This window comes from Streptomyces virginiae (assembly GCF_000720455.1).
In the GTDB taxonomy this organism is placed as follows: Bacteria; Actinomycetota; Actinomycetes; order Streptomycetales; family Streptomycetaceae; genus Streptomyces; species Streptomyces virginiae.
The window spans coordinates 211,004-225,627 of record NZ_JOAK01000006.1; the positions used below are offsets into that span (position 1 = coordinate 211,004).

Annotated in this window: 11 protein-coding genes; 4 read left to right on the forward strand and 7 right to left on the reverse strand. The window is 74.2% G+C overall.

What is annotated here, in order from left to right:
- Positions 1–202: 202 nt before the first annotated feature.
- The 3 genes from helR (at position 203) to IG86_RS38650 (ending at position 4,193) form a co-directional block, all read left to right on the forward strand.
- A complete protein-coding gene (gene helR, locus IG86_RS0113005) occupies positions 203–2,413 on the forward strand; it encodes an RNA polymerase recycling motor ATPase HelR (protein ID WP_045936937.1) in 2,211 nt (736 codons plus the stop codon).
- A 10-nt stretch (positions 2,414–2,423) separates the two neighbouring features.
- Positions 2,424–3,572 (forward strand): FAD-dependent oxidoreductase, encoded by a 1,149-nt coding sequence (locus IG86_RS0113010; protein WP_051785131.1) that lies wholly within the window; start codon positions 2,424–2,426, stop codon positions 3,570–3,572.
- A 123-nt stretch (positions 3,573–3,695) separates the two neighbouring features.
- On the forward strand, positions 3,696–4,193 hold the full coding sequence (locus tag IG86_RS38650; protein WP_051785132.1) for a CAP domain-containing protein: 498 nt from the start codon (positions 3,696–3,698) through the stop codon (positions 4,191–4,193).
- A 23-nt stretch (positions 4,194–4,216) separates the two neighbouring features.
- On the opposite strand, the gene IG86_RS0113020 is transcribed toward IG86_RS38650, so the two are convergent.
- From IG86_RS0113020 to IG86_RS45030, 3 genes are all read right to left on the reverse strand, one after another.
- A complete protein-coding gene (locus IG86_RS0113020; protein WP_030819995.1) occupies positions 4,217–4,453 on the reverse strand; it encodes a hypothetical protein in 237 nt (78 codons plus the stop codon).
- A gap of 143 nt (positions 4,454–4,596) precedes the next feature.
- Positions 4,597–5,268, reverse strand: a complete 672-nt coding sequence (locus IG86_RS0113025; protein ID WP_030819997.1) for a response regulator transcription factor — start codon at positions 5,266–5,268, stop codon at positions 4,597–4,599.
- The gene (locus IG86_RS45030) at positions 5,265–6,434 is read right to left on the reverse strand and encodes a sensor histidine kinase (protein WP_051785133.1); all 1,170 of its coding nucleotides are present in this window, start codon (positions 6,432–6,434) and stop codon (positions 5,265–5,267) included. Before IG86_RS45030 ends, IG86_RS0113025 begins: the two co-directional genes overlap by 4 nt.
- Positions 6,435–6,706: 272 nt before the next feature.
- Between IG86_RS45030 and IG86_RS0113035 the strand changes: the two genes are divergently transcribed.
- Positions 6,707–8,908, forward strand: coding sequence for an MMPL family transporter (locus tag IG86_RS0113035; protein ID WP_037847799.1), 2,202 nt, complete (start codon positions 6,707–6,709; stop codon positions 8,906–8,908).
- A gap of 97 nt (positions 8,909–9,005) precedes the next feature.
- Here the strand turns inward: IG86_RS0113035 and IG86_RS0113040 are convergent, their stop codons facing one another.
- The 4 genes from IG86_RS0113040 to IG86_RS0113055 all read right to left on the reverse strand — a co-directional run bounded on the left by IG86_RS0113040 (position 9,006) and on the right by IG86_RS0113055 (position 14,607).
- Positions 9,006–10,799: an ABC transporter permease/substrate binding protein gene (locus IG86_RS0113040; RefSeq protein WP_030896877.1), complete on the reverse strand. Its 1,794-nt coding sequence runs from the start codon at positions 10,797–10,799 to the stop codon at positions 9,006–9,008.
- Entirely contained in the window at positions 10,799–11,860 is a 1,062-nt protein-coding gene (locus IG86_RS0113045) for a quaternary amine ABC transporter ATP-binding protein (RefSeq protein ID WP_037942341.1), read from the reverse strand. The genes IG86_RS0113040 and IG86_RS0113045 overlap by 1 nt, the downstream gene beginning before the upstream one ends.
- A 251-nt stretch (positions 11,861–12,111) precedes the next feature.
- On the reverse strand, positions 12,112–12,897 hold the full coding sequence (locus IG86_RS39875) for a GntR family transcriptional regulator (protein WP_051785134.1): 786 nt from the start codon (positions 12,895–12,897) through the stop codon (positions 12,112–12,114).
- Between the two features lie 144 nt (positions 12,898–13,041).
- Entirely contained in the window at positions 13,042–14,607 is a 1,566-nt protein-coding gene (locus IG86_RS0113055) for an IucA/IucC family protein (protein WP_030896881.1), read from the reverse strand.
- Between the last annotated feature and the right edge of the window lie 17 nt (positions 14,608–14,624).

Consider the following 14,624-nt stretch of genomic DNA (forward strand, 5'->3'; position numbering starts at 1 on the left):
GCGCGGACGAGCGAGGGCTGGGCCGGGGTGCGGAAGGAAGCTGTCCGGAACGGACGAGAAAAGCAAGGAGGTGAACCCACTCCTTGCCACTCTCAACTTATAGCGCACCAGGGGGCTTGCGGCAAGGCCCTGGTGCTGGGGCAAAATCGCGGACCGAAGCCAGAAGCTGCAGAAATGGGAGATTCACGAAGTGCATGCGTTTTTGCCGGTTCACGAATCGCGCGGTGACGTCGAGCCGGTCGCGGACGCTCCGCGGGACAGCAGCGCGTTCGACCTTCCCGACCACCTCTCCCCCAAGGCCGACCCGGCCCTGATCGACGGCGACGAGCGGCACTTCGCGGCCATCTCGGAAAGCCTCGCGCAGTCGATCGGCGAACTCTCCGACCGCCTGGAGGCGGCGCGCAGGGCGCCCGGCGGTATCGGCCGGGAGGCCATGGACCGGGACGCCGAGATCCACCGCCTGACCGCCCGCCTGCGCACCCTGCGCCGCTTCGGCCTGGACCTGTGCCTGGGGCGCATCGTCCCCGCCGACGGCGGCGAACCCGTGTACGTGGGACGCCTCGGCCTCACCGACAGCACCGGGCGCAGGCTGCTGCTCGACTGGCGCTCCCCCGCCGCCGAGCCGTTCTTCGCGGCGACCCACGCCAACCCGCTGGGGCTCGCGAGCCGCCGCCGGTACCGCTGGACCGGCGGCCGGATCAGCGACTACTGGGACGAGGTGTTCAGCACCGACGCGCTCGAAGGACACGCGGCCCTCGACGACCAGTCCGCGTTCATCGCCAGCCTGGGCGGCAACCGGTCCGCCCGGATGCGCGACGTGCTCTCCACCATCCAGGCCGACCAGGACGCCGTCATCCGCGCCGGGTCCCGCGGCGCCCTCGTCGTCGACGGCGGCCCGGGCACGGGCAAGACCGTGGTCGCACTGCACCGCGCCGCCCACCTCCTCTACGCCGACCCCCGGCTCGGCCACCGTCGCGGCGGCGTCCTGTTCGTCGGCCCGCACCAGCCCTATCTGGCCTACGTCGCCGACGTCCTGCCCAGCCTCGGCGAGGAGGGCGTGCAGACCTGCACGCTGCGCGACCTCGTCGCCGAGGGCGCCGGGGCGGCCGAGGAACGCGACCCGCGCGTGGCCCTGCTCAAGTCCTCCGCGGACCTGGTGAAGGCGGTCGACGCGGCCGTCCGCATCTACGAGGAGCCGCCCACCCGGGGGATGACCGTATCCAGCCACTGGTCCGACGTCTGGCTGAGCCCCGACGACTGGGCCGCGGCGTTCGAAGCGGTGGAGCCGGGCACCCCGCACAACGAGGCCCGCGAGCAGATCCGGGAGGAGCTGCTCACCCTCCTCATGGACAAGCACGAGGACGGCGGCGAAGGGCACGACGTCCCGCCCGAGCTGCTGCGGCGGTCCCTGCTGCAGGACCGGGAGCTGATCCGGACCCTCAACCGGGCGTGGCCGATGCTGGAGGCGACCGACCTCGTCTCGGACCTGTGGTCGGTGCCCGCCTACCTGCGCAAGTGCGCGCCCTGGCTGGCCCCCGACGAGGTGAGCAGGCTGCAGCGGGCGGACGCCCGGGCCTGGACGGTGTCCGACCTGCCGCTCCTGGACGCCGCCCGGCAGCGGCTCGGCGACGCCGGGGCCGCGGTCCGCAAGCGCCGCAACGAGGCCGCCGTCGCCGCGGAACGCGCCCGCCGGGCCGACGCCGTCGAAAGCCTGCTGCAGAACGTCGTGATCGACGAGAGCGAGGGCGCGATGGGGATGCTGCGCGGCCGGGACCTCCAGGACACCCTGATCGACGAGAGCGCGCTGGCCACCGCCGAACCGGACCTCCTGGCCGGCCCGTTCGCCCACGTCATCGTGGACGAGGCCCAGGAACTGACCGACGCCGAATGGCAGATGCTGCTGGCCCGCTGCCCGTCGCGGAGCTTCACCGTCGTCGGCGACCGGGCCCAAGCCCGCCACGGGTTCACGGAGTCCTGGCGGGAACGGCTCGAACGCGTCGGTGTCGACCGGATCACGGTGGCCTCCCTGAGCATCAACTACCGCACCCCGGAAGAGGTCATGGCGGCGGCCGAGCCGGCCATCCGCGCCGCGCTCCCCGACGCCAACGTGCCGACGTCCATCCGCAGCAGCGGCATCCCCGTCGTCCACGGCTGCGTCACCGACCTGGAGCCGGTGCTCGAAGACTGGCTGGCCGAACACCCCGAAGGCACCGCCTGCGTCATCGGCGACCCCGCGTTCCGGCCGACGTCCCGTGTCCGGTCGCTGACGCCGGCGCTGTCGAAGGGGCTGGAGTTCGACCTGGTCGTCCTCGTCGACCCCGACCGGTTCGGCGAGGGCGTCGAGGGGGCGGTCGACCGCTATGTCGCGATGACCCGAGCGACCCGGCAGCTCGTCGTCCTCACGACCCCCTAGAGTTCCCGGCATGGTTGACGTGGACGTCGCGGTGGTGGGGGCGGGGCCGGTCGGGCTGAGCAGCGCGCTGCTGCTCGCCCGGGCCGGCCTGGGCGTCGCCGTCCTGGAACGCCGTCCCGGCCCGGTCACCGAGTCGCGGGCGACGGACCTGCACGCGCGGACCCTGGAGGCCCTGGCCCCGAGCGGGCTGGCCGAGTCGCTGCACCCGCTGGGGCGGCGCGTGGACACGGTCGACATGTGGTCCGGGCGGCGCAGGCTGGGCGGCTTCGACCTGGCGCGGCTTCCCACCCCCTACCCGTACATCCTGACCGTCCCGCAGTGCGCCACCGAGGGACTGCTCGCGGCGCAGGCCGGGCGCGCGGGCGTGCGCGTGCACCGTTCGACGTCCGTCACGTCGGTGGAGGAGGACGCCGACGGCGTCACCGTGCGGTGCGACGCGCTCGAACCGCTGCGCGCACGCTGGGTGGTGGGGGCCGACGGCGCGTCGAGCACCCTGCGCGCCCTCGCCGGGACGGCGTTCCGCGGCCGGACGTACGGGGGCACCTGGCAGCTCGCCGACCTCCAGGTCGACGGGCCTTCCCTGGATCCGGCGCGGGTGCACATGGTCGGCGGTCCGCGCGGACTGCTCGTCGTACTGCCGATGCACCTGGACGGCTGGGCACGGGTGGTGCTGCACCGGCCGGACGGGCTCCCGCCGGGCGCCGCGCAGGACCCGGAGGCGCTCGTCGCCGAGGCTGCGGTCCGGGGCTGGACGGCGAGTGTCCGCGCGTGCCGCTGGACGAGCACCTTCCGCACCGAGCGGCGGCTGGCCGGCCGTGCGGAGAGCCGGCGGGTGCTGCTGATCGGGGACGCCGCCCACGTGTGCAGCCCGATCGGCGGACAGGGCCTCAACCTCGGGCTCCGGGACGCGGTGTCCCTGGCCTCGGCCCTGCCGGGTGCGGGCCCCGACGGCCTCGCGGCCTGGCGCCGCGGCCGCCGCGCCGACGCCCTGCGCGTCCTGGCCCGTACGGACCTCGCCACGCGCGCCTGGACCCTGCGTGCGGCGCCCGCCCGGGCGGTCCGCGACACGGCCTTGCGCGGTGCGCTCACCACATCGGCGGGCCGGCGCCTCCTCGCCGAGGCGGTCGCCGGCCCCCGCCCTGCCGCTCGACCCGTCTGAGCTGGGTATTTACCGCCGGGAGATGCGGCTGGGTGGGGTGCGGCGGAGAATCGGCAGGGATGGGGGGACCGGCGGCGGCGTCCGCCGCGTCTGCCGCTTCTCGTCGAGAAGGAAGGTAATCCCATGGCTTTCGGATCCGGCCGGGTACGGCGCGGGTGCACCGCCGTGTGTGCGTCCTCACTGCTGGTGCTCGGAGGCGCCATCGGCGCCGGGGCAGCCGCCGCCGCGGAGCCCGCAACGGTGGGCACGCGCGCCGCAGTTCCGCTTCAGGCCGACCCCAACAAGGTCCTCCAGCTCGTCAACGAGGCCCGTACGGCCGCAGGTTGCCAGCCTCTCACGGTCGACCCCAAGGTCCAGGCCGCGGCCCAGGAATACGCCAACGACACGACCACCAGCCACACGGGCTCCGACGGCTCCTCCATCCCGGACCGGCTGAAGAAGGCCGGAGCCACGTTCAACGGGTACGCCGAGAACATCGCCTGGGGTTCGGGCGACGAGAAGGTGCACGTCGACGGTTGGCTCAACAGCGCGGGCCACGCGGGCAACATCAAGAACTGCAGCTTCACGAAGACGGGCGTCGCGGTCAACGGCGACCGGATCGTGCAGGTGTTCACCAGCTGACCGGACCTCGCGCCGGCGCCGGCTCAGCCGGCGTCGGCGTGACCGTGTGCCCGTGGCGGGGTGACCGCGAGGACGGGCGGGGCGGGGGTGCTCCAGCGGTGGCCGCAGGGGTCGAAGACCAGCAGCACCGGATCTCCCGGACGCTGGCGCCAGGAGATGCGTTGCGGCACGCCGCCGCACACCGGACAGCAGGGCAACGGGCCCGGCTCCGGCGGGCGCACGGGGGCGGCCGCGAGCGGCGTGACGTGCGGATCGCGCATGGAGGCTCCCTGCTCGTGCGGTTGGGCTGCTCGCACTGTGCCATGGAGGAGGCCCCCTGCGCACGGGCGAATCATCCAGTGTTCTGGCTGGTCAGAGGTACGGTCACCAGGAGGATTCCGGTCCTCTTGCGGGCACTTTGTGATCAACCGCTCCCGCTGCCCGCCTCCACCAGCCCCGATTCGTAGGCCGCGATCACCGCCTGGGCGCGGTCCCGGACGCCCAGCTTGCCGAAGATGCCCGTGATGTGGTTCTTGACCGTGGAGACGCTGATGTCCAGCTCCGCGGCGATCTCCGCGTTGTCCAGGCCGGAGGCCAGGAGCTGCCAGATCTCCCGCTCGCGCGGGGTCATGTCGGGCGGGACCGCGGCCGCCGCGGCCGGGCGGGCGGGCGCGGGGGTCGTCACGTAGGCGGAGAGCAGCCGGGTGAGCAGCCGGGGTGCGACGGCCGCCTCGCCGCCGTGCACGATGCGGACCGCGGCGCCGAGTTCCTCCGGGGAGACGTCCTTCGGGAGGAAGCCGTACGCTCCCGCGCGCAGGGCCGCGACCACGTACTCGTCCATGTCGAAGGTGCTGAGCGCCAGGACGCGGACGCCGGGGAGGCTGCGCGCCAGTTCCGCGGTGGCCCGGACGCCGTCCAGGACGGGCATCCGGATGTCCATGACGACCACGTCGGGCCGCAGTTCCCGGGCCAGGGCGACGGCGCGGGCGCCGTCCTCGGCCTCGCCCACCACCTCGAACTCCGGGTCCGGGCCGAGGATCAGGGCGAGGCCCCGCCGTACCAGCGGCTGGTCGTCGGCTATGAGCACACGGATCATCGGTGTCGTTCCCCTCCCTCGCCGCCCCGCCCCGCCGGGACCGGGAGGCGTGCCGCCACCCGGAATCCGCCGCCGGCGCGTGCGGCCGCCTCCAGGGTGCCGCCCTGGAGGGCCACGCGTTCGTGCATTCCGATCAGACCGTACCCGCTGCCCGCGGCGGGCCGGGCGGCCGGCGGCGGTGCACCGGCCCCGTCGTCGCACACCTCTACGGCGACCTCGTCCGAGCGGTACGTCAGCCGTACCTGGGCCCGCGCCTCCCCCGCGTGCTTGCGGGTGTTGGTCAACGCCTCCTGCACGATGCGGAAGAGGGTGAGGCCGACGCTGGGCGGCAGCGGGCGGACGGGGCCCTCGACGGTGAACTCCGTCTCCGTTCCGGCCAGCCGCGACTCGGTGACGATCCGCTCCAGGTCCGCGGCGCCGGGCTGGGGCGCCGGCGGGGCTTCGTCCGCCTCCTCGCCCGCCCGCAGGACGTCGAGGAGTTGGCGCATCTCGCGCAGCGCCATGCGGCCCGAGTCCTCCAGGGAGACGAGGGCCTCGCGGGCCGCCTCGGTGTCGTGCGCCAGGTTGGCCCGCGCGCCGCCCGCCATCAGCTGCATGGCGGTGATGTGGTGGGCGACGATGTCGTGCAGTTCCCGGGCGATCCGGCGGCGCTCCTCGGCGACCGCGCGCTCGGCCTGGAGGGCCTGGTTGGCCGCGACCTCCCGCTGCCAGCGGTTGATGACCAGTGCGGCGCCGGCGACCAGGGCCGCGGCGGCCGCGTTGGCGACGAGGGACCAGCCGGAGGCGACCAGCATGCCGCCCTGGCCCGCCGAGGCCAGTGGCACGGTCAGGGCGACGGCCGCCGCGGCGACCGCGGGCCGGCTGAACCGGACCACCGAGTAGAGGGCGACGGCCAGGCCGAGCGGGAAGTGCGGCGTGACGTCCGGGATGACGACGTTGGGCACGATCCCGAGGAGCAGCACCACCGCGAGCACCGGGACCGGTCGCCGGCGGCGGGCGAGCAGGCACATGCCGGCCGCCACGAGTGCGCAGACGGCCGAGAGGGTGAGGGGCATGTCCTCGGACTGGGCGCCGACCGAGAAGCCCAGCAGGTCCACCGCGGCGGCCCCGATGGCCACCAGTGCGTCGTTGCGTGTCCAGCGCAGCCTGTCGGCGCCCTTGTTCATCCGTGCCGGCCCTCCCCCGCCGGCCTGCTCCCCGCCGGTGCGGGGGCGGTTCGTGCCGGTTCCTCTCGATCCATTCTGGCAGCCCGGCCGACCGGTGCCGCCGTCCCGTGGGCCGGTTGCCGACCAGGACCAGGGTCCTGGTCGGGGGCGTCGCCCGGACCCGGGTCCCGGGGTGCGGTTCCTCCCGTACGTCGACGTTTCCGCGGCCCCCGGCTGATGGTCTGGAGTCGGGCCGGGAACCCCCGGTCCGCCCCACTGACCTGAGGAGTCACGTGATCCGCGCCCTGACCGGGTTCTCGACGAGGAATCCGTGGAAGGTGATCGCCCTGTGGGCCGTGCTCGGCATCGCCCTGACGATCCTGGGGCAGGCGCTCGTCTTCCGCGCCACCCAGAGCAACACCGGCGATTTCCTGCCCTCGACCTACGACTCGGCGGCGGCCCTGAAGGTCGCCGAGGAGCGGTTCGGGGTGAAACCGGACGCCAACACGCTGACCGTGCTGGTGGCCCGGCCGGACGGCGCGCCGCTGAGCGGGGCCGACGAACGGCGCATCGACGAGGAGGCCGCGCAGCTGGGCCGCCACCGGGTGGCCATGCCGAAGCCCGAGCAGGAGACGCCGTTCGCCCGGGACCACTCGCAGACTCCGAAGGTCGCCCCGGTCATGACGGCCCCCGAGCGGGGCTTCCGGCTGCTGTCCGTGGAACTGCAGGGCAACCCCCAGGACCCCGGACTGCACGACACCTACCGGGCGTTCCGCGAGCACGCCCGGGCCGGGTTCGCCGAGGCCGGGTTCCGGACCGGCTACACGGGCGGGCTCGCCTCCACCGTCGACGGCGTCGACGCCGAGGAGACCCGGTCCCGGGTGGTCGGCATCGTGATGCTCGGTGTCATCGTGCTGCTGCACGTGCTGGTCTTCCGCAGCGTGCTCGCCGCACTGCTGCCGCTGATCGTGGTGACCGTCATCGGCGGCGCCGCGACGGGCACGGTGGTCGGCGTCGCGATGCTGACCGGCGTCACCCTGGACCCGTCCACCCCGCAGCTGATCGGCGTGGTACTGGTCGGCATCGGCATCGACTACTTCCTCTTCCTGCTGTTCCGCTTCCGCGAGCAGCTGCGCCGCCGCCCCGAACAGCCGGGGCGTGCCGCGGCCGCCGAGGTCTCCGGGCGGGTGGGTACGGCGGTGACCTCGGCCGCGCTGACGATCGTCGCGGCGTTCGCCACGCTCGGGGTGGCCTCCTTCGGGCAGTTCCGGGTGCTCGGTCCGGCCATCGCCGTGTCCGTGCTGGTGATGCTGTTCGGCAGCCTCACCTTCATGCCGGCCCTGCTCGCCGTCACCGGGCGCAGGATGTTCTGGCCCTCGCGGGCCCACCGGCGCGAAGCCCGCGGCGGCTCGGCCGGCCGGCTGGGCACCTGGCTGGTCAAGCGGCCCCTGACGGCGGCCCTGGGCTCCGTGGTGCTGCTGGGCGCCCTCGCCGCGGGCATGGCCGGCATGCGGATGGACTACGGGTCGGGTGGCGCGGGCGGTGAGCGGACGGCCGCCGCGGCCACCGCGGCCGAGATCTCCCGGGCGATGCCGGCGGGCGTGTCGGACCCGATCAGCGTCTACGTCACCGCGTCGGACGGCGCACAGCTCACCACCGGCCGGGTCGACGCCCTGTCCGGGACGCTCTCCCGGGTGGAGGGGGTGGGGCAGGTCGCCCCGACGGTGCTGAGCGAGGACCGTCGGGCGGCGCGCATCGACCTGTTCCCGAACGCCGATCCGCACGGCCAGGAGGCCCGCGACCTGGCCTCCGGCGCGGTCCGTGACGCGGTGTCCGCGCACCGGCCGGACGGCACCGAGGCCCATGTGGGCGGTACCGCGGCGGTGTTCGCCGACGTCTCGACGGCCGTGGACGAGGACCTGCGGCTGGTGTTCCCGGTCGCGGCGGTCCTGATCGCGCTCATCCTCTTCCTGCTGCTGCGGAGCCTGCTCGCCCCGCTGATCCTGATGCTGGCGGTGGGGCTGGGGTTCGCCGCCACGCTGGGCGCCGCGACGCTCGTCTTCCAGCACGGGCTGGACCAGCCGGGCGTGGCCTTCACGCTGCCGCTGGTGCTGTTCCTGTTCGTGGTGGCGCTGGGCACCGATTACAACATCCTGGTGACCGACCGGATCCGGGAGGAGATGGAGCGGCCCGGTCCGGCCCGGGAAGCGGTGGCCCGGGCGGTGCGGCACACCGCGCCGGCCGTGGCGACGGCCGGGCTGGTGCTGGCCGCCTCCTTCGGCAGCCTCGCGGTCAACCCGGTCGCGGCCACGCAGCAGATCGGCTTCGCGACGGGGCTCGGGATCCTGCTCTCCGCCTTCGTCCTGTCGATCGTCCTGGTCCCGGCGTGCGCGGTGCTGCTCGGCCGGTCCCTGTGGTGGCCGGCGCGGCCGCGGCCGGCGGCGCCGCTGCCCGGCGCCGGGGCGCAGGCACCGGAGCGGGTGCCGGTGCCCTGAGCGGGGCCCGTACGCGCGCAGGCGCCGGTGTGCGCGGATTCCCGTACGGGGTCCGCGCACACCGGCGCCTGTGGAGGCCCTTCCGGTGTGCCTCGTGTCAGGACAGCGCGGCGACGTCGGGGTGGTCCTGGAGCCAGGCGCGGACGGCCTGCTGCTCCTTGCCCTTGCCGGTCTGCTGGATCTTCGCCTCCAGCCCGGTGAGCTGCTCCTCGGTGAGCTTGAAGGAGCGGAGCCAGGCGGCCACTTCGGGTTCATCGGCGGCGAAGCCCTCGCGGGCGAGGGTGTGGATGCCGTCGCCCTTGCCCCAGACGGCCTTCGGGTCCTCCAGCTTGGTCAGCTCGTACGAGGAGTACGCCCAGTGCGGCGACCACAGCACGGTGACCACCGGCTCCTTCTTGTCGTAGGCGCGCTTGAGTTCGGCGAGCATGCCGGGGGTGGAGCCGTCGACGACCTGGTACTCGCCCTCCAGGCCGTACTCCTTCATGACCTTGTCCTTCAGCAGGGCCATGGCGCCGGCGCTGGGCTCGATGCCGATGATCCGGCCCTTGAACTGCCCGGACTTGCCCTTGAGGTCGGCGAGCGAGCGGACGTCCTTCATGTAGGAGGGCACGGCGAGCTCGATGGAGGTCGGGCCGTACCAGGAGCCGAGGTCCTCCAGCTTGTCGCCGTACTTCTCCCAGTACTGGGCGTGGGTGACGGGCAGCCAGGCGTCGGTCTGGAAGTCGAGGCCGCCGCCGGCCAGGCCGGTGTAGAGCGCGCCGGCCTCCAGCTGGCGGGTGTCGACCTTGAAGCCGCGCCGTTCCAGGAGCTCCTTCCAGAGGTAGGTGGAGGCGATGCCCTCGTCCCACGGGATGTAGCCGATGGAGACGGTGCGGCCCTTGCCGATGTTGTCGGCGCCCTCCGGTCCGTCCTCGCCGCCGGAGCCGCCGAAGGTGCTCAGGCCGCCCGCGACCAGGGCCAGTACGACGGCTCCGGTGGCGGCGTAGGCGGGCTGGGGGCGGTGGTTCCACACGCGGGCGGCGCCGGTGGCGGCCGACCGGGCCCGGGCGAGGGTGCGCCGGCCCAGCGGGGAGACCTGGCGGCCGAGCGCGCCGGTCATCCGGTCGAGGTACATGGCGAGGATGACGATGGACAGGCCGGCTTCGAAGCCGAGGCCGATGTCGACGTTGCCGATGGCCCGGTAGACGGCGCCGCCGAGGCCGCCGCCGCCGACCATCCCGGCGATGACGACCATGGACAGGCCGAGCATGATGACCTGGTTGACGCCCGCCATGAGGGTGGGCAGGGCCAGGGGCAGCTGGACGCGGACGAGGGTGTCGCGCGGGGTGGTGCCGAACGCTTCGGCGGCCTCGACCAGTTCGGCGTCGACCTGGCGGATGCCGAGTTCGGTCATCCGTACGCCCGGCGGCAGCGAGAAGACGATGGTCGCGATGATGCCGGGCACCACGCCGACCCCGAAGAAGATGATGCCGGGAATGAGGTAGACCATGGCGGGCATGGTCTGCATGAAGTCCAGGAGCGGCCGCAGGACGGCGCTGACCCGGTCGGAGCGGGCCGCCCAGATGCCGAGCGGGATCGCGAAGACCAGGGTGACGAGGGTGGCGACCAGGACCAGCGACAGCGTGGACATGGCGTCGGGCCAGAGCCCGACGGAGTCGACGAGCGCGAAACCGGCGAAGGCGAGCAGGCCCGCGAGCAGACCGCGCAGCCACCAGGCGGCGATGGCGAGGATGCCCGCGAACAGCAGCGGGGCGGGGGCGGAGAGGACGGCGACGAGGCCGTCGTAGAGGCCGGTGACGAGTGCGCTGATGGCGTCGAACAGCCAGGACAGGCGGCTCTGGAGGAAGTCGACTCCGCTGTCGACCCAGGCGCCGAGGGGCAGGCGGGGCATCAGGCGGCCACCTCCGAGCAGCGGACCGGGGCCCGCTGCTCGTCGCCGATGAAGGCGACGAGGCGGTCCTGGGGTACGGAGCCGACGACGGCGCCGTCGGTGCCGGTGACGGTGACCGGGTGCGGGACCCGCGCGCTGACGGCGCACAGCTCGGCCAGCGGGGTGTCGGCGGTGACGGTGGGACAGCCGCAGGAGTCCGCGCCGGGGCGGTGCGGCCGGGTCGTCGTCATCACCGCGTCCGCGGTCAGCACCCGGGAGCGGTCCACGTCCTGGACGAAGGAGGCGACGTAGTCGTCGGCGGGGCGGGTGAGGATGTCCTCGGCGGTGCCCTGCTGGACGACGCGGCCGTCGCGCATGACGGCGATGCCGTCGCCGAGGCGCATGGCCTCGTTGAGGTCGTGGGTGATGAAGACGATGGTCTTCTTCAGGGTGCGCTGCAGTTCGAGGAGCTGGTCCTGCATGTCGCGGCGGATCAGCGGGTCCAGCGCGCTGAAGGACTCGTCCATCAGCAGCAGCTCGGCGTCGGTGGCCAGGGCCCGGGCGAGGCCGACCCTCTGCTGCATGCCGCCGGACAGCTCGTCGGGCCAGGCCATCTCCCAGCCTTCGAGGCCGCACAGGGCCAGCGCCTCCGCGGCCCGGCGGTCCCGGTCGGCGCGGGGCACGCCCTGTACCTCCAGCCCGTAGCCGGCGTTCTCCAGAACGTTCCGGTGCGGGAAGAGAGCGAAGTGCTGGAAGACCATGGATATCTTCGTGGACCGTACCCGGCGCAGCTCGCGCGCGCTGAGGGCGGTGAGGTCCTGGCCGCCGAAGAGGATGCGTCCCGCGGTGGGCTCGAGCAGGCCGTTCAGCATGCGCAGCAGGGTGGACTTGCCGGATCCCGACAGGCCCATCACGACGAAGATCTGGCCGGGCTCGACGTCGAAGGAGACGTCGATGACCGCGGCCGTGGCTCCGTCGGCGCGCAGCTCGCTGCGGTCGCCGCCGCCTTCGAGTGCGCGCACGGCGTCGTCGGGCCGGTTGCCGAACACCTTGTAGACGTGCTCGGCCTGGAGCGTGGACACATACACCTCGCGGGTCGTACCGGGTACGGCTCGCGCGGATCGGTCCGGCGCGGCCGTGGAGCGGGACGGGATCCGCCCGCATGCGCGTCGCCCCCCGGCGCAGGGCACCGGAGGGCGAGGCTCCGCTCCAGCTGTGCCGATGCCCGGCATTCACTTCGGCAAACGCACGAGTGATCCACCTCACGTGCGGGGTGCGCGGAGCCGGCCAGGAGCGGCCCGGGGGCTGTCCGGCCCTGACCCGCCGGACACTCCTAGACGACGCGGAAGCCGGCGGCGGCGGGGTGACGGCGGTCACGATGGATCGTCAGATGGTCCCAGGTGGGGAAGGCCAGGTCGGTCACGGCCAGGAGCGGACCGGACGGGGCGTGCACGGTGCGGCGCACGGTCAGCCCGCAGGCGGGGGCGGAGGAGGGGGCCGAGGCCGGCGGGTGCGTGGTGCGGGTCATGGTGATGGTCTCGGCGACCCGGCCGGCCGCCGCGGCCCGCTCCAGCCAGCCCCGGAGGGAGGCCAGGTCCCGCTCGCCGGCGTGCCCGGCGCGGCCGCGGCAGGCGGCCAGCTCGGGGCTGCGCGCGACGACGTCCGGGCTGAAGTAGGTGACGGCGTGGCGGAGCGTCTCCCCGGTCCGCCCCCGCTCGCGGTGGTGGTGGACCAGGGTGCGGTCCCCGCCCGACATCCCGAGCAGCACGGCGAGCGAGGGCGGGACGGTGACCACCGTCACCCAGCTCCGGCTGAGGGCGGGCGCGGGGGACGCGGGCGCGAAGGCCACCGGATCGGCCGCCGCGGGGACGACCTCGGCCGAGACGGCGGGGCGTGAGCCGCGGCGCCCGGTCACGACGAGGCCGTCCTCGCGCAGGTACTGGAGGGCAGCCCTGACGGTCTGCCGGTTCACTTGGTACCGGGCGGCCAGGCTGCGTTCGGAGGGCAGTCTTCCGCCGGGGGTGCGCGCGGCGCGGTCGAGATCGCGGCGCAGCGCTGCGGCGATCCGCTGGTACTTGGGCATGGCGGCCGGGCCGCCGCCCCGCGAAGGGGAGGGCATGGCTTCTCCTCTGACGGGTGGTCACGGACTGCGCGGTGCCCGACCAACCTAGCATTGGTCTATACCTTTGGGTGAGAGGGCATCGCGGTACGCCGCCCGCCTTGGCCGGTTCCCGACCCCCGTCCCGGGCGGGGGCCGCCCTCCCTACTCGCGCAGCGGGTTCGCCAGGGGCCGGTAACGGGCGTCCGCGCCGTCGGCGCGGGTCCAGCGCAGCAGCAGGTTGGTCTTGGCGGGCAGGGCGGGTGCGGCGAGGAGTCCGGCGATCTCGGGGAGCCCGCGCAGGGAGTCGTAGCGCAGCAACTCCTCCCGCACGGCGGGCCAGAGGAGCGGCGAGATGTCCGGATACCGATCGGCCAGCGCGCCCGCGACCTCCGACAGGTTGTTGACCACCAGGCAGTACACCAGGCGCTGCCAGGCGTCCGCCCGCGGCAGGTCCGGCAGGAGCTTGACCCCCTCCGCGTCCCGGAAGAGGGCCTGCACGGGCATGCCCGACACGTCGACCGCGACCAGGGTGTTCTGCAGGTGGGCCTCCAGGACGACGCCGTGCCGGGCGAAGAGTTCGAGCACCGGCGGCACGACCTGGCGCAGGTACGCCCGCCACCAGGCGGCGGGGTCGGCCACCCCGGCCGGCGGGCTCCCGGGATATCCCTCGGCGAGCGCGGCGGCCAGCAGCGGCGTCGCCCCGGGCACGGTGTGGGCGCGCAGGCCGTCACGGACCAGGACGGCGAGTTCCTCGAAGGCGAAGGCCGCGGTGCGGTAGCCGCGGTCGGCGAGCCAGGCCGCGTCCGAGCCGGTCCGGCGCAGTGCGGCGAAACCGGCCCCGACGGCCGCGTCGGTGCGGCGCAGCTTCAGCAGGTCGTGCCGCCACAGCCGGCGCACGTCGTTGGTGATCCGCACGTCGAGGCTGAACTTCACGAAGAGGTCGACCTCGGGATCCGGAACGTGGAGGGTCCGGATGGACGCGGTGGGCCAGGCCGGGCGGCGGCTCACGCCGAGCCGCAGCAGCCGCCCGTCGGCGAAGGCCTCGCGCACCGCGGGCCGGTCCTCGACCAGGTCGAGCTGCCAGGGATGCGCGGGCAGGAGCCGGTAGCCGGCGGGGGCGGCCGGCCCGTCGAGGAGGCCGGCGAGGGAGTCGACGGCCTCGGAGGCGGCCCGTCCGCCCTCTTCGACGCACTGGTCCTCGCGCACCCCCAGGAAGACCAGCGGGAAACGGGCGTGCGCCTCGGGCGCGTACGGCAGCCAGCTCCCGGCCGGCGCCCCGCCGCGGGCCTTGGGGGCGGGATGGTGCGGGTGACCCGTCACCAGGGACTGCTCGGAGAGCACGTACGGGTCCGCCGGGGGCTCGGCGCCGGCGCGGGCGGCCAGCAGCGCGAGGAGCGCGTCGCGGCTGTCGGCGATCTCGACCGGGAGTTCGTCGTTGGTGACGCCGGTGAACCGGCCGAGTTCGTCGGAGACGAGTTTGACCAGTTCGGTGTGGCTGAGCGGGTGCCAGCCGTTCGCCGTCCGCAGTTCGGGGTGTACGGGACGGCGGCCGCCGCGCACGCGGAGCAGCCGGCCGCTGCCCCGCAGCCGGTGCACGGCCGCTCCGGCCGGCCCGGACCCGGCGGGCCCCGTGGGCTCGGCCGCCTCCCGGAGCAGGCAGTTCAGGAGCGGGGCGGCGGCGTAAGCGTCGGCGGCGGCGTTGAGGTCCACTGGTTCCATTCGGTCCATCCGGTGGGCCGGTGGCC

Excerpts from the sequence above, each read along its gene's own strand:
- IG86_RS0113010 (WP_051785131.1), top strand. The coding sequence starts at position 2,424 with ATGGTTGACGTGGACGTCGCGGTGGTGGGGGCGGGGCCGGTCGGGCTG.
- IG86_RS38650 (WP_051785132.1), top strand. The coding sequence starts at position 3,696 with ATGGCTTTCGGATCCGGCCGGGTACGGCGCGGGTGCACCGCCGTGTGT.
- IG86_RS0113020 (WP_030819995.1), bottom strand. The coding sequence starts at position 4,453 with ATGCGCGATCCGCACGTCACGCCGCTCGCGGCCGCCCCCGTGCGCCCG.
- IG86_RS0113025 (WP_030819997.1), bottom strand. The coding sequence starts at position 5,268 with ATGATCCGTGTGCTCATAGCCGACGACCAGCCGCTGGTACGGCGGGGC.
- IG86_RS45030 (WP_051785133.1), bottom strand. The coding sequence starts at position 6,434 with ATGAACAAGGGCGCCGACAGGCTGCGCTGGACACGCAACGACGCACTG.
- IG86_RS0113040 (WP_030896877.1), bottom strand. The coding sequence starts at position 10,799 with ATGCCCCGCCTGCCCCTCGGCGCCTGGGTCGACAGCGGAGTCGACTTC.
- IG86_RS39875 (WP_051785134.1), bottom strand. The coding sequence starts at position 12,897 with ATGCCCTCCCCTTCGCGGGGCGGCGGCCCGGCCGCCATGCCCAAGTAC.
- IG86_RS0113055 (WP_030896881.1), bottom strand. The coding sequence starts at position 14,607 with ATGGACCGAATGGAACCAGTGGACCTCAACGCCGCCGCCGACGCTTAC.